We start from the raw sequence: 18,372 nt of genomic DNA, 5'->3' as shown, positions 1-18,372 counted from the left end.
AAATCACTGTTTGATTGCGACAACAAGGTCCATCACGTTCGTTCCGGTTGGGCCTGTCACCAGCAAAGCCCCGGACTTGTCCAGAAAACTGCCACTGTCTGCCTGCTGCAAGGCGGTATCGGCCCCGTTGCCCCAAGTTTTGCCGTCGACTACGGCTCCGGCCGCATTGGTTGGGCCATCGGTGCCATCGGTACCACCGACAACAACAGTCAAGCCTGATGTTCCAGCTATTTCCCGGGCGAGTGCCAGCGCCAGAGCCTGATTGCGCCCGCCATGGCCCGGCTTGTCCGGTAAAACCACCGTTGGTTCGCCGCCGAATACCATGACGCCGGTCGGCATATCCCTCAGGCGTTTCCCCAGATTGGATGCGATTTGCAAGAAATCGTCATGCAGGCATTCTTCGTCAGCCAGCACTTGCAAACCGTCTCGGCGCGCCATTTCTGCGGCCGCCGAGCGTGCATGGGCGTTCGAAGCAACGATCGTGGTCGAGGCGTCAAATTTGTAAGTGTCAGGCAATGCGCCAATTCCCGATCCGATGACGTTCAGGTCGTCCCCGGGCACATCCGAGATTGCCAGAACGGTCGCTTTGGCCCCGTTGAAATGGGACAACAGCCCGCCGCCCTTGATCCGCGACAGCTTTCGACGCTCGGCATTCATTGCGGTGATATCCAAACCTTCGGCCAGCAGCCTTGAGTTCAGTTGCGCCAGATCTGCCAATGAGTTCCCCGGCAGCAAATCCTCTGCCAAGGATGATGCCCCGCCCGAAACAAGCAATAGCACATGGGAATCTGGTGCCATCGTCTCGATCGCTTCGCGCAGGGCGCGGCCACCGTCCAGGCTGCGTGCGTCCGGAACCGGATGAGAGGCTTCGATCAACTGAACATGTTCTGGCAAGTCGCGCCCGTGATCGTCCTTGGTGACAACCAGCGTCGGACGCGGACCGAAATGGTCCAATGCCGCGCTGGCCATCGCTGCGGCTGCCTTGCCGACGGCCAGAATCCGGTCGGGCGTTTGGACCTCATCCAGAGCAGCTTTGGTGGCTCGTTTTCCGTCAACCGCATCAACACCGGCCTGCCAAATACGAATTGCCTGTTGCCTTTGGTCCATCAGCTTTCCATCCAAATTGTGACCGGTCCATCATTGACCAGCTCTACCGCCATGTCGGCCCCGAACTGCCCGGTTTCGACGGGCACGCCATGGGCCTGCAACCGCCGCGCAAACTCTTCATAGAGGCGCTGCCCCACATCAGGGGGGGCGGCCTCGGAAAACCCCGGTCGGTTCCCGCGCGAGGTATCGGCGGCCAGTGTGAACTGGCTGATCACCAGCGCCGAGCCACCCACATCTACGACAGAGCGGTTCATCTTACCGGTGTCATCCTTGAAGATACGCAGCTTTGAGACCTTGGCTGCCAGTTGTTCGGCCTTTTGTTCATCGTCACCTTTCATCGCACAAACCAGGATCATCAGCCCCGGACCGGACTGTCCAACCGTTTGTCCGTCAACCGAGACTTTTGCCCGGGAAACCCTTTGTAGAAGTGCGCGCAAATCTGTTCTCCGTTTGGTGTCGTGGTTATCCGACCCAACGAGCGATCTCGTCCAGATCGGCCCGGTCGGTTCGAAACCCGTTCGCAGGGTGGTCTGCATCCGAGTATCCGAATGAGATTGCGCACAAGATCAACCGATCATCGGGAATGTCGAAGTACCGGTGCAGAAACTTGCCATAGCTGGCCACAGCAGCCTGAGGGATTGTGGCAACCCCCAATGCTTGGGCGGCGAGGGTGAAGGCCATGACAAAACCTCCGCAGTCCATTGCCCCGTAAGCGCCAAGGTCCGCAGGGCTTGAGATTATCGCACAATGCGGCGCACCGAAAAGGGCAAAGTTTTCCATCATTTGCTTGGTCGAACCGGCGCGATCCCCGCGCTGCACGCCCACGGCTTCGTATAATGCCCAACCGCATTCGCGACGTCGTTCCTGATAGATACCGGTATACGCCGTCGGGAACGGCTGGTCGGGTTCCGGTGCGCCGGTTGTGACTTCGTTTTGCAGCGCTTTTCGAAAAGCGTCAGTCTCGGCTCCACTGGTGATCACGATGTTCCAGGGCTGCGCGTTGCACCAGCTGGGGGCACGTGATGCACAGGTCAGAATCTGTTCGATCTGGTCCTTGGGAACGGGTTCAGGTCGGAACGCTCGGCAAGAATGCCGCTCAGCCAGTAATCGATCCAGATCGGATAGCGTCACACTGCTCCCCCTTCGTGTAGCCGAGGCGCAGGATGGCGGCAGGATCAGCGATGTTCAAGCGGTTAAACCGCCAAAATAGCACGCGAACGCGACGCGGTTCTATTGCTGACCGGTTGCCATCATGTATCCGACACCCGCCGCAACCAGCAGACCCAACACGACAGCGATCGTGATTTTGATGGCTGACCAAGGGCGTTCGCCCTGAACACGCCCCGTTCTGCCGTTGACAACGAAACGAAAAGTCTGGCCCCGATATTTGTATGCGGCCAGCCAGACAGGCAGCAGAATATGTTTGAAGGTTACATTTTGCACATTCGTGTCGATTGCGTGAATGCGCTGCCGGTCACCGCCGATATCGAACCGAACATCCCGTTCGATCACCCGGGCCATATGCCCGCGCGCCTCGGTATACCCGTCCTGCAATTCGACTGTATAAGCCTCGGCCCGGAATCCCGCCAGATACTCGGGCTGGTAAGGTTCAAGCGCCGGCAGGTCCCAGGGTTCCAACGCGTCAGTATAGCGTTTCGGCAATGACTGGGACGCCAAAACAAGAACATCGTCAAAGAACCGGGCAACCCGGCCGGATTTTGGGGACCACCGCACCTTTGCCACCTGCTGTTGCACGCGCTTGCCGTCACGCATGACGGTCCGGGTCTCGTAATACACCGTGCCCCGCTCGCCGCGATAAGCTGACTTGGTATCCGCGTCGAAGGTCCAGTAGGGGACGTAAATCCCCTGCATCTTGCGACCTTTGCGGGCATAATCCTTCAACCCGTTGGGCGCGAACCACAACTTGCCAAGCCAGCTCGACATCGCCTTATGAGCCGAGCGTTCATCCAGAGCAAAGGGCAACACGCCTTTTGGCTTGATATGCCGGTTAACTCCCGTCTCTGTGACTACCGGAGTGGCACAGAACGGGCATTCGGCCGCATGGGTGTTCGGGTCAAACTCGACCTCAGCTGCGCAGTTCGGGCAGGACAGAACCCGCGTTTCCTCGATCTCTGCTTCTGGCAGCTTGTTCGCCAGCGCCGCGTTGAAATCCAGTTCTTTCAGGCTGGTACCTCCCCACGGTCCGGCACCTATGGATTCCGAATGCCCGCAATGATCGCAGGTCAGGGTCCCGTCGCCCGGATTGAACCGATAGTCCGAGCCGCATTGCTCGCAGGGAAAGCGGTGTTCGTCTGTCATGGGTGAACCTTGCTCAATCCATTCACACTTGTCGCGGGGTTACGCGCCCGGCGGTGGTGGCGGCAATATCGTGAACAGCTGCGCCAGTTCCTGCACGTCACCGGCCTTTTTCCATCCGTCCTGACCGGCGGTCCAAACATGGGTGTCACGGGTGATCTCACCGTCGGTCGCCATGCGGCCCATCTTGGCCTTGGAAAACGGCCCGCTGGTCTGCCCGTCCACCGCGATATGCCAGACATGCTCGACCGGCGGAGGAGGGGGCGGTGCCGCATGCGCCGCTGGTTGCGGCGCAGCGGGGGCGGAACCGCCCCAAGGCCCGCCCGGTTGACCCGCTGCCATGTTCGACATCTGCTGTGCCATCGCCATGCCCATTCCCATGCCAAGACCGGCACCCATGCCGCCGCCCTGACCGGGGTTGGTCGCTGCTGCGGTCATTGCTTCGGCGGCCGAATACTGGGTGAACTTGCCCAGATCGCCCGCCAGCCCCATCGAGGTCCGCTTGTCCAGGGCCGCTTCAACTGCGGGCGGTAGCGAGATGTTTTCGATGTAGAACTCCGGCATTTCCAGGCCATAACCTTCCAGCACGGGCGAGACCTCGGCCGCGATCAGCTTGCCCAGATCGGCGGTGTTGGCGGCCATGTCCAGAACCGGAATGCCGGACCCGGCGATCACGCGGCTGAATTCCTGCACGATGATGTTGCGGATCTGAAAGCTGATCTCGTCCATTGTGAATTCACCATCGGTGCCGACGATCTCAATCAGGAACTTCGCAGGATCTTTTACCCGGATCGTGTAGGTGCCAAAGGCGCGAATGCGTGTCGGGCCAAATTCCGGATCGCGCAGCATGATCGGGTTTTTGGTGCCCCATTTCAGGTCATTGAACCGGGTCGTGTTGACGAAATAAATCTCGGATTTGAAGGGCGATTGAAACCCGTGATCCCAATGCTGCAGCGTCGTCAGGATCGGCATGTTGTTGGTCTCAAGCATGTAGAGGCCGGGCGTGAATACATCCGCCAATTGCCCTTCGTGCACGAATACCGCCGCCTGTCCTTCGCGCACCGTCAGTTTGGCGCCGTACTTGATGGCATGTCCTTCACGCTCAAACCGCCAAACCATGGTGTCACGGGTGTCGTCGACCCAGTGAATGACGTCGATAAATTCTCCGGTCAGAAAATCGAAAATACCCATTGGGGTCTCCTTTTCTTGGGCTCAGAGCTGCTGGCCCATCAATTCGCGTGCAATGATCCGTACCACGGGGCGGGCGTCCTCGGCTGTCACACCGGGTTCAAGGCGCGGGTCATAAAGCATTGTCAGAAGTTTCTCGTCATGGCTGGTCAACAGCGCAAACTCGTCATTGTCGTTGAATATCGACGGTCGTGCCGCCGGGCTGTCATTGGATAATCCAAGCCCCTGCGCAATTTCTTCGTGGATGCAGCTGCGCCGGGTCAGGTCCGGCAGTTCAGCGCGGATGAGCGTGACAGCCCGCACAAATTTATACGGTGAGGTATTGGTAGGAGACGCAAAAACAAGACAGTCAATATTGGCGCGCGGGTTTGCAACCAAATCCAGTGAAGGCGTGCTGATGCCCGGAATCAGCTGTTTCAGGCGTTTCACCACATAGGCGCTGTCATCCTTGCCTGCAAAGAAGACATGGAAATTGGCCTTGCGATTGACGACCGAGATTGGATGATCCGTCAATTTGCTCAGCCGATCCGCAAACGCTTCGACGTCGGCGGAGTCTTTTGCGCGTATCTCGGGTGCCACGGACGGGGCGAATTCGGTCTGAATCCGCACAGGTCCTGCCCACCGGCTAAGCTGCCCGTCCGTTCGCCGAATGCGCGTGGTTACAGCGTGATCGGGGTATTCGCTGTAAAAGGCTATAGCCTCAAAATTACGGGCAAGATCATCGGCATCATAGGGTGTATCGGGACCGCCTCCGTCCACGCGCAACATATCGCGGGTCAGCAGGTCACGTTCGACCCGCTGATAGAACCGGGCCAGATCCTGACTTGCCGCAGACGGGGGAACATAAGCATTGGGTGCCGGTGCAGGTGCCACCGGGCGCGGTTGCGGCACGACAGACGACGTCAATGCTTCATCGCAATTGGCCAGCGCCAACAGCGCCACCATACCCAACAGGGGTTTCAGATATCCCGGCACTCGCACGTCCAGCCTGCCTTTAGCTCGAAACCGCAGTTCCAGCGTTGTCGCCGACGCCGTCTTTGCGCGCCTTGGCAGAGGCAAGGGTGTCGCGCAGCTCGGTCTCCATTTTCTGCAGTTCCTGCTCGGCTGCGGCGCGCTTGGCCTTGCCTTCGTCAGCAATTGCAAGACTTTCGTTGATCGTGCCGATCAGGTCAGCATTGGCTTGCTTGACCGCCTCGATATCAAACACGCCGCGTTCCATTTCCTCGCGGATCATCTTGTTCGACTCACGCAGGTTCGCCGCGTTCGAGGTCAGCAGCTCATTCGTCAGGTCATTCGCATCGCGCACGGCCGCGGCTGCCTCGGCGCTACGCTGGATGGTGACGGCCTGAGCCAGTTGCGTTTCCCACAGCGGAACGGTGTTGACGAGGGTCGAGTTGATCTTGGTCACCAGCGACTTGTCATTTTCCTGCACCAACCGGATCGAGGGCAGCGATTGCATCGTCACCTGTCGCGTCAGCTTCAGGTCGTGAACACGCCGTTCCAGATCATCCCGCGCTGCGCGCAGGTCACGCAGCTCTTGCGCCTTCATGACTTGTTGGTCTTCTGGCGCGGCCTGAACTTCGGCTTCTTTTTCGGGGATGTTCTGGCTGTCCAGCTCGGTCAGTTTTTCTTCGCCAGCTGCGATATACAGCGCAAGCTCGTCATAAAAACCCAGCGTCTTTTCATACAACAGGTCCAGCGACTTGATGTCTTTCAGCAGCGTATGTTCGTGGCCCAGCAAGTCGTCGGTGATCCTGTCGATCTGCCCCTGAACATCTTCAAACTTGGCGGTAAACTGGGCGAAAGGTGCAGCCTTGCCCAACAGCTTTTCCCACCAGCTGCGTTCGCGCCGGACGTCCAGCTCACTGACTGAAAACCCGCGGATCGTCGTGACGATATTGCGCAGGCTATCCCCGGCGGGCCCGACATCTTTGTTGCGGACATCCGCCAGCATGGCCTGGCTGATTTCCTGCAATTCCGCCTGGGCAGACGACCCGAACGCGACGATGGAATTGGTGTTATCCATGTCGATCTCATTCATCCGCTTGCGGATTTCGGCGCTGACAGGTTCGTCGGCCTCCTCAAGCAAGACGATTTCGGCGGTCGGGTCGGGCAGGGTGACAGCGGTCACTTCCTGCACCAGCGTTTCAGCCTCGACCGCCTTATTCTTGATGTCATCGGACATGGGGATAATCCTCTCTCAAATTGTGGCCGGTCAGTCCAACCGGACGCCTTCGCGTTGCAGTCTTTCGCGCAACACATCAATTTCAACCGTCAGATCACTGCGGTCGTCCAAAAGCAACTTGCGGGTACGCGCCGCGAAATTTTGTTCAAGATCATCCAGGAGGGACGAATAATCCTCCAGCGCCTGCGCATCGCGGGTGCGGGCATAAACGTCAGCAAATTTGACCGTCGCGTCACGCGCGCCCTTTAAGTAAACGGTCAGGTATTTTCGCGCACCGGCCAGATCGCGGGGGTCTTCCTCGACCGTGCGGAACAGGTCGCGGGCGGTATCCTGAAAACGTTCAACCCGGGCTTCGATCCTGCGGTCGCCAGCACGTTTGATGGCGTCGGTCATCTCGGAAAGATGTGTTTCAGCACCTTCCACGACGCGGGCAACGCGGTCTTGCTGGAAAGTGTCGATGCCTTCCATGCCTTTGTCAGTCATCGGATCAATTCCGAAAGAGACAGAGTGCAGGACGCTGGCCATCAAGCCGAACAGAATCGGGGCGATCAGGCTGGCCTCAGACGCTGCGGCTGCATCGAGATATTCGGTGCGATAAGCGGCCAATCCGACGCCAAGTCCGGTCAACAGGCTGGAGAATATCTTTCTGGGAAACGCCGGGCGACGGGCTGTGCGGCGAGCGTTGTAGGCGGATTCGGCCCGCAGCCCTTCGCGCAGCAGAAATGCTGCAGCTGTCAAAAGACCCGCTGCGATCAGACCGATCGTCAATCCGACGGCCCCGTCGTTCAGCGATAGAAAAACCAAGGGAACAGCCGGAAGAAACAACAGGTTAGCGCGGGCTCCGGCCGGTTCGACCCGAGCGACGTCAAACTGTCCGCGCGGAGGTTGATTCGGAGACGAGGAGTTGTCTTGTGGGCTGAATTTCCCGCCATACCGTTTGGCCATGTGCTTACAAGCCTCCCAATACGCCGGTGCAGACGCCGAACATCAGCATCAACAACACGACATAGGCCAGTTTTTGCACTCCGGTCCCGGACATGGCGCCCCCCAAAAATGTCCCTTGGGGAAATCTAGGCTATGAGAGGCCGTGGCGCTAGGGGGAAGGTTGCCTAACCTGCGTCACTTGCGAGGTTTCTTGCCGATTGGGGGGCGATTTCGCTGTGGACGCGCGGGTCGTTTGGCCGGTGCTTCGGGCTCGGCTTCCAGACCCAGTTGATCGCGCATGACCCGTCGGCGGATCTCTTCGACTTCACCGGGTTTCAGGCTTCCCAACTGGAAGGGGCCGTAGGACACACGCAGCAGCCGGTTCACCGCAAAACCGATATCTTCGATCGCACGACGAATTTCGCGGTTCTTGCCTTCGCGAAGACCGATAGTCAGCCAGGCATTTGCGCCTTGTTGACGGTCCAGCGTGACGTCCATCGGCAAAAAGCGTTCCCCGTCGATCACAAGCCCCTTACGAAGCGGTGCAAAATCTTCGTCCTTGGGGCGGCCATTCACCCGCACGCGGTATTTGCGTAGCCATCCGGTCGAGGGCAGTTCCAGCTTGCGCTTGATGCCGCCATCATTGGTTAACAGCAGCAACCCTTCCGAGTTCAGGTCCAACCGACCGACACTCATGACCCGGGGCATATCCTCGGGCAGTTTGTCAAAAATGGTCGCGCGTCCTTTTTCGTCACGTGTCGTTGTCACCAGACCCGAAGGCTTGTGATACAGCCACAGGCGCGAAGGTTCCGGTTCCGACACCGGTTTGCCGTCGACGTTGATCTTGTCTTTGGCTGTGACGTTCAGCGCAGGGCTGTCGATTGTCTTGCCGTTTACACTCACACGACCTGCTTCGATCATGCGTTCGGCTTCACGGCGCGAGGCAACGCCTGCGCGGGCAAGGACTTTGGCGATCCGGTCGCCGGGAGGAGGGGTTTTGGTCATCCGCAGCCCATAGCGCATCCCGGCCGCTTGCGAAAGACAGGTTTCTGTTGCAGTCAGAGGCATGGTGTTCAGATCGCACATGGATAAGGCGCTAGTTGAAGCGCGCGCTGCGGCAGATCGCGGCGAAGTACCTGTAGGTGCTGTTATTGCTGGCCCCGATGGCGTGATCGTGGCCTCTGCGGGTAACCGAACACGAGAACTGAACGATCCCACCGCCCATGCCGAGATACTGGCCCTGCGTGCTGCATGCGCCGCAGCCGGATCCGAACGTTTGCCCGATCACGACCTCTATGTGACGTTAGAGCCTTGCGCGATGTGTGCGGCGGCTCTGGCAGCGGCGCGTATCCGGCGCATCTATTACGGGGCCGCCGATCCGAAATCCGGCGGCGTGGCTCATGGCGCGCGGGTTTTCACCCATACACAAGCACACCACGTGCCAGAGGTTTACGACGGCATCCGAGGGCAGGAGGCCGCCGACCTTTTGAAAGAGTTCTTCGCCGCGCGGCGTTAACCTCAAAGGGTAATGGCCTTCATCACCTCGGGTTCGATGACATCGACCCCCGGCAACCTGTCGACCAGCGCCTGAGCTGATTGTTCGAGGATCGGGAAGGTCTTGTAATGGCAGGGAATCACGGTCTTGAAGTTGAAGTACCGCTTGGATGCATATGCGGCGCCCTTCATGTCCATCGTGAAATGACCGCCTGCCGACAGGATCCCGATATCGGGTTTGTAGTAATCCCCCATCCAATCCATATCGGCCATGATGTCGGTATCGCCCGAGACATACAGCATGTGCCCGTCCGAGGCGATCATGAACCCGACCTCGCTGCCGCCGGTACGCAGCCCGTCAGGTGTAGAAAAGGTCGAGCTGTGCGAGGCTGGCACCATCGACACTTTGACTCCGTTCAGGTTCACGGTGCCACCCTTGTTGTAGCCAATAGTTTCCAGCCCCTCGGACTCGCTCCAATACCCCATCAGGTCGTATTGTCCGACCACGGGGACGTTCAGGTGCTTGGCCAGCGATACGACATCGGCGACGTGATCGAAGTGTGTATGAGTCAGAAGGATATGAGTCGCACCGTTTAGAGCGTCATCATGTTGTTCCTCGGACAAGACCGGGTTGCCGGTCAGCCAAGGGTCGATTAGCAGAACCTGCCCGCCGGTTTCGATGCGGAAACTGCCGTGTCCTAGCCAAATGATGTTCATGAATTCATCCTCCCAAAACAAACTGTTGGCATTAACTTAGCATCGGCTATGTAAAAGTTCATGGACTGGTTTCAGGAAATTGATGGCTATTGCGAGCGCTTGTCGCCCGCCTATTGGGCCGAACCGATAAACGCGGTGACAAACGCGGCGTTTCTGATTGCAGCATTTGTCATGTGGCGGCGCGTGCGCGGGCAGGGGATGCCGCTGGCGATGCTGTTGGTGGCCATTCTGACTGCCATTGGGCTTGGCAGCTACCTGTTCCATACCCACGCGCAGGTCTGGGCCGCCATGGCGGATGTTCTGCCGATTCTGCTGTACATCCTGGTCTACATTTTCGCGATCAACCGGGACGTCTGGCACATGCGGCCGCTTGTGGCTGGGATCGCGACGGCGCTGTTCATTCCCTATGCCGCAGCGACGGTGCCGTTGTTCCAGCTTGTGCCGGGATTGGGTGGATCAGCGGCCTATGCTCCGGTGCCGCTGCTGATACTGATCTATGCGTTTCTTTTGCGCCACCGGGTGCCGGACACCGCCCGTGGTCTGGCCATCGGGGCGATGATCCTGATCGCCTCGATCACCTTTCGTGCGCTGGACGAACCCATATGTGGGCAGATCCCGTTTGGCACGCATTTCATGTGGCACATCCTGAATGCCCTCATGCTGGGCTGGATGATCGAGGTGTATCGTAGGCACCTGACCCGCGCGGCTCAGGCCTGAAACGCTGCGGCCAGTTCTGAGGGCAGGTCAAATTCGGACAGCACGCGTGCACGGCCTTGATCCGACATCTTGCGCGCGGTTTTCTCGACAATGCTTTGGATTTTCTCGGCTGAGTGCTTTTCGGCGAACGGCGCGAAATACCATTTGAGGAAAACGAAACAGATCACATCCTCCAGCGCCTGCACCTCGTCATCACGCTTGATGCCCTGTTTGCGCAGCATCCGACTGGCGGATTCGATATCCTCGGCAGAGTAGCCGTTCTGCTCCATAAGCCCCATCACGACCTCGGCGTGGTGGACGCCCTGCGCCTTGCGCCAGGCCAGATATCCAGCGCGACCTTCGGGGTATTCGCCGCGCGCCAGTTTCCACCGCTCTACATGCTGACCACGCGCTGCAATCTGCAACGGGTCAGAGGCGTCGGGGATCAACCTGTCCAACTCGGCGCTCATGCGCTCACCATAGAGCAGTTCAGCGGGCTGGCCGTCTTCGAGGTTGGGGTCGTATGAATTGGCCGCATCAATTGCGTTCAGAACAGCTTGCTTGCGCGCGTTCATCTTCCGCTCCGTTGGCTTGCCGGATCTGCAGGGCAGGCCGGCGGGTTACTTGTGGACCACCGTAGCGATACGCCGCGCGGAACGCAGCAGGCAATTGCCGGGCCGGGGCATTTGGACCCGACCCGCTTTTTTTGGGGGGGCTAAATTACTTGCCCGGTTTGTTCTGATCCTGAGTGACAGGTTCCGAGACCTGATCGGGGAAAATCAGGCTGCGGGTCAGGGTGTCCATGCTTGGGCCAAAAGCGCCCGCCTGAGCTTGCGCAGCAAGAACCGTAGTGGCCAGTATAAAGGCAGTCATGAACGTTTTCATCGTTTTTCTCCATATAAGGCTGTGCCGTGCCATATGAAATGAACAGTTCAGTTCATTATTTCAAGATGCGAAGTGAACTAATCGGTTCATTTTTTTGCATGGGGGTAATTAGAAATGAATGATCGGACAGGATTTATGGACCTTTGCCATGCGCTCAAGGGTGGATCAGCGCCTTGGCGGTCTTGCGACCCGGCGACCAGACAGGTAAATGCCCCCTAACGCATATGAGGATATCCGATGTCGATTGACCAAAGCAACGCCGCCAAGGTGGCCAAACTGGCCCGGATCAAGGTCGAGGATGACGCGCTGCCTGCGCTGGCATCCGAATTCAACACGATCCTTGGCTTCATCGAGCAACTCAACGAGGTTGATGTCGAAGGTGTCGAGCCGATGGTCTCGGTCGAGCCAATGCGCCTGAAACGTCGCGAGGATGTGGTCACTGACGGCAACCAGCAAGACAAGGTTCTGGCCAATGCCCCCGATGCGCGCGAAGGGTTCTTCGCTGTTCCCAAAGTTGTGGAGTAAGACATGAGCGATCTGAACAAACTGGGCCTAGCCGAAGCGCGCGACGCTCTGCGCGCGGGCGACGTAACCTCTGTCGAGCTGACCGAATCCTGCCTGAAGGCAATCGATGACGCCGACGCGCTGAACGCTTTTGTCCACAAGACGCCCGAGATCGCGCTGGAGCGCGCCAAGGCGGCGGATGAGCGGATCAAAGCAGGCGACGCGCCGTCGATGTGCGGCCTGCCGATCGGCATCAAGGATTTGTTCTGCACCAAAGGCGTGCCCTCGCAGGCGGCTTCCAAAATTCTCGAAGGTTTCAAGCCCGAATACGAATCTACTGTGTCTCAGCAACTGGCAGACGCAGGTGCGGTTATGCTGGGCAAGCTGAACATGGACGAATTTGCCATGGGCTCGTCCAACGAAACATCCGTGTATGGCAATGCGGTCAGCCCATGGCGCCGCGGCAATGACGATGCGCAACTGACACCCGGTGGCTCGTCCGGTGGGTCGGCCTCAGCCGTCGCGGCTGACCTTTGTCTTGCCGCCACCGGCACCGATACCGGTGGTTCGATCCGCCAGCCCGCAGCATTTGTTGGTATCACCGGCATCAAGCCGACCTATGGTCGGTGCTCGCGCTGGGGCATCGTTGCGTTTGCTTCGTCGTTGGATCAGGCCGGGCCGATGACCAAGAACGTGCGTGACGCTGCGATTATGCTCGAGACCATGTGTGGTCATGACCCCAAGGATTCGACCAGCACCGAACTGGCCGTGCCGAATTTTGAGGCGATGCTGACCGGCGATATCAAAGGCAAGAAGATTGGTATCCCCAAGGAATACCGCATGGACGGTATGCCCGCCGAGATCGAAAAGCTGTGGGCCGATGGCGCTGAGATGCTGAAAGCAGCAGGCGCCGAGATCGTCGACATTTCGCTGCCGCACACCAAATACGCGCTACCTGCGTATTACGTAATTGCACCGGCCGAGGCGTCCTCGAACCTCGCGCGTTATGACGGTGTCCGTTATGGCCGCCGCGCCCAGCTGGCGCAGGGTGATGGCATCACCGAGATGTACGAAAAAACCCGCGCTGAAGGCTTTGGTCACGAAGTGCAGCGCCGCGTTATGATCGGCACCTATGTGCTGTCGGCAGGGTTCTACGACGCTTATTACAACCGCGCCCGTAAGGTGCGTACCCTGATCAAGAAAGACTTCGAAGATGTTTTTGCCGCAGGGATCGACGCGATCCTGACCCCGGCAACCCCTTCGGCGTCCTTCGGTCTGGGCGAGATGACCGAGGCGGATCCGGTGCAGATGTACCTCAACGACGTCTTTACCGTGACAGTGAACCTTGCCGGTTTGCCCGGTATCTCGGTTCCCGCAGGTCTGGACCAGCAGGGCTTGCCGCTGGGTCTTCAACTGATCGGCCGCCCATGGGAAGAAGGCGATTTGCTGAACACAGCCTATGCGTTGGAAAGCTCCGCCGGGTTTGTGGCCAAGCCAGGCAAATGGTGGTAATCCTCGGATCAGGCAAGACCAGCTAAAACGGAGCAGCTGAATGCGCTTTACGCTTCTGATCCCCGCAATCGGACTTGTGGCCGCCTGCAACACTGTGGCCCCGGTCCAGGGTACTGGATTTAACACGCCTCAATATCAGGCACAGCGCGAGGCTGAGCTGGCCGGGCCGGGCTATACCGGAAATCCTTTGGTCGGCCCTGCTGACGTGTCAGAACAACAACTCGGCGCGCCCGGCAGCACACCGACCGGGGACAACGCTGATATCGCGTCTGCAACGGCAGCTGCCCTGGCAAATACATCGGGACAAAGCACGTTGACGCAAGTCCCTCTGTCCGCCGCTAGTAGCAACGCGATCTCCGACGAACAGGATTTCGCGGCTGTATCAGGCCGTCGCACGATCGAAAACGACGCGGCCCTGATTCAACAAAACCGCCAGACCTACGAAGTTGTCACCCCGACTGCTGTTCCGCAGCGTGGATCGGACGGCCAGCCCAATATCGTACAATACGCTCTAAGCACCTCGAATCCCGTCGGCACGCAGCTATACAGTCGCGCAGGCTTTAACCTCGAGGCTAAAGCCCAGCGGAATTGCGCCAAGTTCCCGTCGCCGGATCAGGCTCAGATTGAGTTCCTGGCCAATGGTGGCCCACAGCGTGATCGCAACGGGCTGGACCCGGATGGCGACGGATACGCTTGTGGCTGGGATCCCAGTGCCTTCCGTAGCGCCGTCAATAACTGACGCATTGGAGCCGATCTGGCGCCCATCGCCCAATTTCGGGCCGCGTAGGGACGGGCTGAAGCCGTCCCTGATCGTTTTGCACTATACGGCTATGAACAACGCGCAAGAGGCGCTGGACAGGTTATGCGACCACATCCACGAAGTGTCCGCGCATTACCTGATCGGTGGTGATGGAACGCTCTGGCAGTTGGTGCGGGAAGAGGACCGAGCCTGGCACGCAGGCGCCGGAGAGTGGCATGGTCAGAGCGACATCAACTCTCGTTCGATCGGTGTCGAACTGGACAACACCGGGAAACACCCGTTCTCAGAACCGCAAATGCTACGGTTGGAGAATTTGTTGCACAAGATCATGCACCGTTGGACCATCCAGCCAAACGGCGTTATCGGCCATTCCGACATGGCACCCGGGCGAAAATTTGATCCCGGCCCGCGATTTGACTGGTTGCGACTGGAGCGCAACGCGCTGGCCGCACCACGCGAACAAGGCGATGGTCGACAAGATACCCCACAGGACCGATTTCGAATCCTGGCTCAAGCGGCCGGTTTCAGTTCTGAAGTAGACGACGAAACCCTGCTGAGTGCCGTTCGTCTGCGATATCGCCCCTGGGGCAAAGGTCCATTGCAGCCAGCCGATTTCGCGCCCCTGACCCCACAGTCCTGATCCGCTCTTCATCTGGCCAAAAATATCCCGGGGTTGAATTGGCCGTAGGCCAAGAAGGGGCTGGCCCCCTCATGCGTTCTCCACTCTTGACGCTGCCCGGCACAAGGCATACCCACCGCTTGCGCGGAGGGCCGGATGGCCGCTGGGGCCGCAAGGCCCGAGAGGAAAGTCCGGACTCCACAAGACAACGGTGCCGGGTAACGCCCGGGCGGGGAAACCCGACGGAAAGCGCCACAGAAATCAAACCGCCCCGGACTTAGGTCCGAGGTAAGGGTGAAACGGTGGGGTAAGAGCCCACCGCGCCGCTGGCAACAGGGGCGGCACGGCAAGCCCCACCGGGAGCAATGCCAAATAGGGTCCCCGCGCGGGCAGGTCGGCGTCAGCCGAAACCGCCGCTAGGCACGTCCTGGCCAAGAGGGACCGGGTTGGCAGCTTGAGCCGCGCAGCAATGCACGGCCTAGAGGAATGGTCATCGAAGGGGGCAACCCCGGAACAAGATCCGGCTTACAGGCCCTCCGCGCATACCTCTGTTCATTTTCCGGGCGGCGTATAAGCCCCGGTCAGCTTGGCGGCCTTTTTGGCAATGGCGGAAAAGTCCTTTGCTGTCCAGGCGCGCACAGTTTCAACCTTTGTGGCCGCACCCGAGGCCGCGACAGCCATGCCAATAGCAACCGCATCGGTGCCGTCCGGTACCTCGGTGATGGCGACAACGTCATTCTCGCCGGTCGTCATGTAAAACGCCAGCAGCTTGCCCCCCACCTGTTTCAGCAGCTTCTTCACGGCCGTTGAGCGGTCCGTCGGCTTCTTCAGCATTCCTTTGACGCCATCCTGCGAGTAAGTCGCATAAGTAATGAAAATCGGCATATGTCTTCTCCTTGTTTCAATGGTTGGAACGCTGAAATTGGCCGGTTCCGCGGCCTGGAATCGGGATCTAAAAAATGCTCACAACGGCGTCCAGAACGACCCAGAAACCCACTGCAATCAAGGCCAAGCCAGTCAAAGTGGGCAACCAGCGTGCGCCCGGCAGCAACTTTTCTAAAGCCACGTAAATGGCGATTCCGGCAATCCAGTACAGATTCATGATCCCGCCAACGAACAGCAGGGCCATCAAGGCCCAGCAACAACCCAGACAGTACAGCCCATGCAAAGCACCAATTCGGAGCGCACCATACGCGCCGGGTTTGTGATGATCGGCGAGGAACCGGGCAGGGCTTTGACAATGCCGCAGACAGGCGGACTTGAGGTCCGACAACTGATACGCACCTGCCGCAATCAGGACGCAGCCAGCAAATGTTTTGGACCGGATTGTCATCATCGGCCCATCGGACAGCCCGATGCTTTCCAGACCCCATTGCAACCCCGTCGCGGCAAGGCTGAATAAAGCCCAGGCGATCAGGTATCCTGCGAGAAAGCAAAAGCTGAACTGTGCGGCCTTGTCACGTTCGGGTCCCGCACGCTTTATCGCCGAATACAGTAAGACCGCAGGTGCGGCGCTGGGGGTCATCATCGCGATCATCATGACCCACCACATCAGAAAGATCAGGATTACGTATTGCACGCCCCAACCGGGCGCTTCACCCATGTGCATGGGTTCTCCGATCGGACCCGCCATATTGGTCATTTCGCTGGCCGTCATGTTCATGCCGATCCCGGCGATGGTGTACCAGGTTGCAGCCAGAACAATCAGCGATACGCCGGACAATACGATGACCCGTTCACGCCGCATAAGCCGCTCGACCGCCCCGGTGCGGGGCGGTGTGGGGTGGGATGTCATGATGACCCCCGGATCAGGCGCCCAGGACACCGTGGCCCGAAATGTTCAGGTGGGCCAAATGAGCGTGTGTCGCGTCAAAGGTCAGGCTAATTTTGCCGCCATGTGTCTTGGCCGAGCCCGAGGCAGCTTCGGCGTGTCGGTATTCAAACCCGTTTGGCAGCTGAATTGACGCCCGGTGCGCCGCACCCGAAACGATATGCGGAATCGGGCTGACCTCGACCTCGAAAACGCCGTTCACCTTTGCAAACCCGGTGCGCTCGTTGCGGTCCCAGTTCAGCTCGATCGGAACGAAAAGCGTTTCATGTTTGGTCGGGGCCATCGCGCTGTAGACATACCAGAAGGTTGCCATTTCATCAGTATCTTCCCCGGTCATGATGGCTTGCAGGGCAGCGCGCTGATCGGCGCCGGCGCTGGCATCTATGATCAGTTGCATCTGACCGTTGCCCTCATGGATTGGGCCGGGCCAATAGTACACCCCAGCCGCCCTTACGCCCGCCAGATCTGTGTCTCCATAGTGACCGCTTTCGATGTCGAATACGACGACGGCCTCGCAATTGCCACGTGTCGGAAGTACGCTGAACTGGCAAGGACAACCGAAGTTGCAGTTACAATTAGCCAGCTCTTCGCCCTTAATAGTCCATTCAGTCATGATGCCCCCTAAACAAAATCAATCGTGCAAACCCTGCTTGCACGGTTGCTTGCCTGTTCATGGTGCCTCGAAGATCGAGCCGGAAATTGGCTTCTTTGGATTGTTGATGGCGCGGTAACTATCACACATTCGAATTTCTGACAAATTAGACATGCACTTGTGCGGGAATACGCCTGTTACATGTTCACTTGGTGAAGCGAAACCACCATTGGCGAGCTTTGCGCTAGCGTTAGAGCATCTGCCTAATCTGTGGATTTTTGAGTCGCAGATATCTGCTATATTGCAAAAACGCATTTTGAATATTGGGAGGATTGTTATGAGTTTCATGAAGGCACTGGCTTCGGTCGCAGTTGGATTTGCCGCCGCAAAAGGCATGGAAAAATACAAGCAGATGGGCGGAATGGCCGGCCTGCAAGACATGATGCAAGGCGCCGGGGGCGGCTTTGGCATGGATCAACTGGGCAAGATGGCAGAACAGTTCGGGTTGCCGGGGGGTGCCGGTGGGCTGCAAGAGATGATTGGAAAGCTTGGCATGGCCAATCCGGCAGGGGCCGCTGGTCTTGGTGGGTTGATGAATGCCATGCAGGGCGCCGCAAAGACAGGCAATCAGCAGACCGTCGACATGATGGATACGGTGTTCAAAGGCACACCCGGGGGCGCGGCGATGGAGGCGCAAGCCAAGCTGATGCTGCGCGCGATGATCCAGGCAGCCAAGGCGGACGGAGAGCTAGATGAGCAAGAGAAGGAAACCATTCTGGGCGAATTGGGTGATGACATCAGCGACGAAGAACGCGCCTTTGTCCAGGATCAGTTGAATGGCCCGATTGATGTGATCGGCCTGGCTGCTGATTCCGGTGCACCATTGAAAGCACAGGTCTATGCCACGTCTCTGGCGGCGATTCGTCTGGATAACCAGCGCGAGGCCTCTTACCTTGTTCAACTAGCAACTGCGCTGGGTTTATCTGATGCCGAACGCGACCAGATTCACACGTATATGGGCGCGCCGACCCTTTCGACCTAG

General features: G+C 58.7%; 22 protein-coding genes and 1 other RNA gene. 8 read left to right on the top strand and 15 right to left on the bottom strand.

Annotated features, from left to right (window positions below):
• Positions 1-3: 3 nt before the first annotated feature.
• From AC2FLA_RS04095 to AC2FLA_RS04055, 9 genes are all read right to left on the bottom strand, one after another.
• Positions 4-1,107 carry a glycerate kinase type-2 family protein gene (locus AC2FLA_RS04095; protein ID WP_496720715.1) on the bottom strand — a complete coding sequence of 368 codons (1,104 nt, stop codon included), beginning with the start codon at positions 1,105-1,107 and terminating at the stop codon, positions 4-6.
• A complete protein-coding gene (gene dtd, locus AC2FLA_RS04090) occupies positions 1,107-1,544 on the bottom strand; it encodes a D-aminoacyl-tRNA deacylase (protein WP_496720713.1) in 438 nt (145 codons plus the stop codon). The genes AC2FLA_RS04095 and dtd overlap by 1 nt, the downstream gene beginning before the upstream one ends.
• A 25-nt stretch (positions 1,545-1,569) precedes the next feature.
• On the bottom strand, positions 1,570-2,238 hold the full coding sequence (locus tag AC2FLA_RS04085) for a nitroreductase (RefSeq protein ID WP_496720711.1): 669 nt from the start codon (positions 2,236-2,238) through the stop codon (positions 1,570-1,572).
• Between the two features lie 99 nt (positions 2,239-2,337).
• Entirely contained in the window at positions 2,338-3,426 is a 1,089-nt protein-coding gene (locus AC2FLA_RS04080) for a TFIIB-type zinc finger domain-containing protein (protein ID WP_496720709.1), read from the bottom strand.
• Between the two features lie 39 nt (positions 3,427-3,465).
• Positions 3,466-4,614, bottom strand: coding sequence for an SPFH domain-containing protein (locus tag AC2FLA_RS04075; RefSeq protein WP_496720707.1), 1,149 nt, complete (start codon positions 4,612-4,614; stop codon positions 3,466-3,468).
• 21 nt (positions 4,615-4,635) lie between these two features.
• Complete coding sequence (locus tag AC2FLA_RS04070) at positions 4,636-5,556, bottom strand: DUF2927 domain-containing protein (RefSeq protein ID WP_496720962.1); 921 nt, start codon at positions 5,554-5,556, stop codon at positions 4,636-4,638.
• A 49-nt stretch (positions 5,557-5,605) separates the two neighbouring features.
• Positions 5,606-6,796 (bottom strand): toxic anion resistance protein, encoded by a 1,191-nt coding sequence (locus tag AC2FLA_RS04065; RefSeq protein WP_472723191.1) that lies wholly within the window; start codon positions 6,794-6,796, stop codon positions 5,606-5,608.
• 30 nt (positions 6,797-6,826) lie between these two features.
• A complete protein-coding gene (locus AC2FLA_RS04060) occupies positions 6,827-7,741 on the bottom strand; it encodes a 5-bromo-4-chloroindolyl phosphate hydrolysis family protein (RefSeq protein ID WP_496720705.1) in 915 nt (304 codons plus the stop codon).
• Between the two features lie 174 nt (positions 7,742-7,915).
• Complete coding sequence (locus AC2FLA_RS04055) at positions 7,916-8,806, bottom strand: pseudouridine synthase (RefSeq protein ID WP_496720703.1); 891 nt, start codon at positions 8,804-8,806, stop codon at positions 7,916-7,918.
• Here AC2FLA_RS04055 and AC2FLA_RS04050 point away from each other — a divergent pair.
• Entirely contained in the window at positions 8,787-9,236 is a 450-nt protein-coding gene (locus AC2FLA_RS04050; RefSeq protein ID WP_109313193.1) for a nucleoside deaminase, read from the top strand. The genes AC2FLA_RS04055 and AC2FLA_RS04050 overlap by 20 nt on opposite strands.
• Before the next feature lie 2 nt (positions 9,237-9,238).
• On the opposite strand, the gene AC2FLA_RS04045 is transcribed toward AC2FLA_RS04050, so the two are convergent.
• On the bottom strand, positions 9,239-9,931 hold the full coding sequence (locus AC2FLA_RS04045) for a metal-dependent hydrolase (protein ID WP_496720701.1): 693 nt from the start codon (positions 9,929-9,931) through the stop codon (positions 9,239-9,241).
• Between the two features lie 60 nt (positions 9,932-9,991).
• Between AC2FLA_RS04045 and AC2FLA_RS04040 the strand changes: the two genes are divergently transcribed.
• On the top strand, positions 9,992-10,648 hold the full coding sequence (locus tag AC2FLA_RS04040) for a ceramidase domain-containing protein (RefSeq protein WP_496720699.1): 657 nt from the start codon (positions 9,992-9,994) through the stop codon (positions 10,646-10,648).
• Here AC2FLA_RS04040 and AC2FLA_RS04035 read toward each other — a convergent pair.
• Together AC2FLA_RS04035 and AC2FLA_RS04030 are read right to left on the bottom strand one after the other, a co-directional pair.
• Positions 10,639-11,202, bottom strand: a complete 564-nt coding sequence (locus AC2FLA_RS04035) for a DUF4202 domain-containing protein (RefSeq protein WP_496720697.1) — start codon at positions 11,200-11,202, stop codon at positions 10,639-10,641. The two genes, AC2FLA_RS04040 and AC2FLA_RS04035, sit on opposite strands and share 10 nt — an antisense overlap.
• A gap of 145 nt (positions 11,203-11,347) precedes the next feature.
• Positions 11,348-11,512 carry a hypothetical protein gene (locus AC2FLA_RS04030; RefSeq protein ID WP_282151695.1) on the bottom strand — a complete coding sequence of 55 codons (165 nt, stop codon included), beginning with the start codon at positions 11,510-11,512 and terminating at the stop codon, positions 11,348-11,350.
• 237 nt (positions 11,513-11,749) lie between these two features.
• Between AC2FLA_RS04030 and gatC the strand changes: the two genes are divergently transcribed.
• From gatC to rnpB, 5 genes are all read left to right on the top strand, one after another.
• A complete protein-coding gene (gene gatC / locus AC2FLA_RS04025) occupies positions 11,750-12,037 on the top strand; it encodes an Asp-tRNA(Asn)/Glu-tRNA(Gln) amidotransferase subunit GatC (protein WP_058275619.1) in 288 nt (95 codons plus the stop codon).
• Between the two features lie 3 nt (positions 12,038-12,040).
• Entirely contained in the window at positions 12,041-13,528 is a 1,488-nt protein-coding gene (gene gatA, locus AC2FLA_RS04020; protein ID WP_496720694.1) for an Asp-tRNA(Asn)/Glu-tRNA(Gln) amidotransferase subunit GatA, read from the top strand.
• A 40-nt stretch (positions 13,529-13,568) separates the two neighbouring features.
• The gene (locus AC2FLA_RS04015; protein ID WP_496720692.1) at positions 13,569-14,267 is read left to right on the top strand and encodes a hypothetical protein; all 699 of its coding nucleotides are present in this window, start codon (positions 13,569-13,571) and stop codon (positions 14,265-14,267) included.
• The gene (locus AC2FLA_RS04010; protein WP_496720690.1) at positions 14,224-14,928 is read left to right on the top strand and encodes an N-acetylmuramoyl-L-alanine amidase; all 705 of its coding nucleotides are present in this window, start codon (positions 14,224-14,226) and stop codon (positions 14,926-14,928) included. The genes AC2FLA_RS04015 and AC2FLA_RS04010 overlap by 44 nt, the downstream gene beginning before the upstream one ends.
• A 123-nt stretch (positions 14,929-15,051) precedes the next feature.
• Positions 15,052-15,451, top strand: an RNA gene (gene rnpB / locus AC2FLA_RS04005) — RNase P RNA component class A.
• Positions 15,452-15,459: 8 nt separating this feature from the next.
• On the opposite strand, the gene AC2FLA_RS04000 is transcribed toward rnpB, so the two are convergent.
• The 3 genes from AC2FLA_RS04000 to AC2FLA_RS03990 all read right to left on the bottom strand — a co-directional run bounded on the left by AC2FLA_RS04000 (position 15,460) and on the right by AC2FLA_RS03990 (position 17,351).
• On the bottom strand, positions 15,460-15,792 hold the full coding sequence (locus AC2FLA_RS04000) for a GYD domain-containing protein (RefSeq protein ID WP_113789937.1): 333 nt from the start codon (positions 15,790-15,792) through the stop codon (positions 15,460-15,462).
• Positions 15,793-15,859: 67 nt separating this feature from the next.
• On the bottom strand, positions 15,860-16,702 hold the full coding sequence (locus AC2FLA_RS03995) for a DUF2182 domain-containing protein (RefSeq protein ID WP_496720688.1): 843 nt from the start codon (positions 16,700-16,702) through the stop codon (positions 15,860-15,862).
• 13 nt (positions 16,703-16,715) lie between these two features.
• Positions 16,716-17,351, bottom strand: a complete 636-nt coding sequence (locus AC2FLA_RS03990; RefSeq protein WP_496720686.1) for a DUF1326 domain-containing protein — start codon at positions 17,349-17,351, stop codon at positions 16,716-16,718.
• Positions 17,352-17,667: 316 nt separating this feature from the next.
• On the opposite strand from AC2FLA_RS03990, the gene AC2FLA_RS03985 reads away from it, so the two are divergent.
• Entirely contained in the window at positions 17,668-18,372 is a 705-nt protein-coding gene (locus tag AC2FLA_RS03985; RefSeq protein WP_496720684.1) for a DUF533 domain-containing protein, read from the top strand.

This window comes from Ruegeria sp. CDSA033, from assembly GCF_059612305.1.
This window is presented reverse-complemented; position numbering and strand designations above follow the sequence as displayed.

Excerpts from the sequence above, each read along its gene's own strand:
- AC2FLA_RS04095 (WP_496720715.1), bottom strand. The coding sequence starts at position 1,107 with ATGGACCAAAGGCAACAGGCAATTCGTATTTGGCAGGCCGGTGTTGAT.
- AC2FLA_RS04080 (WP_496720709.1), bottom strand. The coding sequence starts at position 3,426 with ATGACAGACGAACACCGCTTTCCCTGCGAGCAATGCGGCTCGGACTAT.
- AC2FLA_RS04075 (WP_496720707.1), bottom strand. The coding sequence starts at position 4,614 with ATGGGTATTTTCGATTTTCTGACCGGAGAATTTATCGACGTCATTCAC.
- AC2FLA_RS04070 (WP_496720962.1), bottom strand. The coding sequence starts at position 5,556 with ATGGTGGCGCTGTTGGCGCTGGCCAATTGCGATGAAGCATTGACGTCG.
- AC2FLA_RS04065 (WP_472723191.1), bottom strand. The coding sequence starts at position 6,796 with ATGTCCGATGACATCAAGAATAAGGCGGTCGAGGCTGAAACGCTGGTG.
- AC2FLA_RS04060 (WP_496720705.1), bottom strand. The coding sequence starts at position 7,741 with ATGGCCAAACGGTATGGCGGGAAATTCAGCCCACAAGACAACTCCTCG.
- AC2FLA_RS04050 (WP_109313193.1), top strand. The coding sequence starts at position 8,787 with ATGGTGTTCAGATCGCACATGGATAAGGCGCTAGTTGAAGCGCGCGCT.
- AC2FLA_RS04055 (WP_496720703.1), bottom strand. The coding sequence starts at position 8,806 with ATGTGCGATCTGAACACCATGCCTCTGACTGCAACAGAAACCTGTCTT.
- AC2FLA_RS04045 (WP_496720701.1), bottom strand. The coding sequence starts at position 9,931 with ATGAACATCATTTGGCTAGGACACGGCAGTTTCCGCATCGAAACCGGC.
- AC2FLA_RS04040 (WP_496720699.1), top strand. The coding sequence starts at position 9,992 with ATGGACTGGTTTCAGGAAATTGATGGCTATTGCGAGCGCTTGTCGCCC.
- AC2FLA_RS04035 (WP_496720697.1), bottom strand. The coding sequence starts at position 11,202 with ATGAACGCGCGCAAGCAAGCTGTTCTGAACGCAATTGATGCGGCCAAT.
- AC2FLA_RS04030 (WP_282151695.1), bottom strand. The coding sequence starts at position 11,512 with ATGAAAACGTTCATGACTGCCTTTATACTGGCCACTACGGTTCTTGCT.
- gatC (WP_058275619.1), top strand. The coding sequence starts at position 11,750 with ATGTCGATTGACCAAAGCAACGCCGCCAAGGTGGCCAAACTGGCCCGG.
- gatA (WP_496720694.1), top strand. The coding sequence starts at position 12,041 with ATGAGCGATCTGAACAAACTGGGCCTAGCCGAAGCGCGCGACGCTCTG.
- AC2FLA_RS04015 (WP_496720692.1), top strand. The coding sequence starts at position 13,569 with ATGCGCTTTACGCTTCTGATCCCCGCAATCGGACTTGTGGCCGCCTGC.
- AC2FLA_RS04000 (WP_113789937.1), bottom strand. The coding sequence starts at position 15,792 with ATGCCGATTTTCATTACTTATGCGACTTACTCGCAGGATGGCGTCAAA.
- AC2FLA_RS03995 (WP_496720688.1), bottom strand. The coding sequence starts at position 16,702 with ATGACATCCCACCCCACACCGCCCCGCACCGGGGCGGTCGAGCGGCTT.
- AC2FLA_RS03990 (WP_496720686.1), bottom strand. The coding sequence starts at position 17,351 with ATGACTGAATGGACTATTAAGGGCGAAGAGCTGGCTAATTGTAACTGC.
- AC2FLA_RS03985 (WP_496720684.1), top strand. The coding sequence starts at position 17,668 with ATGAGTTTCATGAAGGCACTGGCTTCGGTCGCAGTTGGATTTGCCGCC.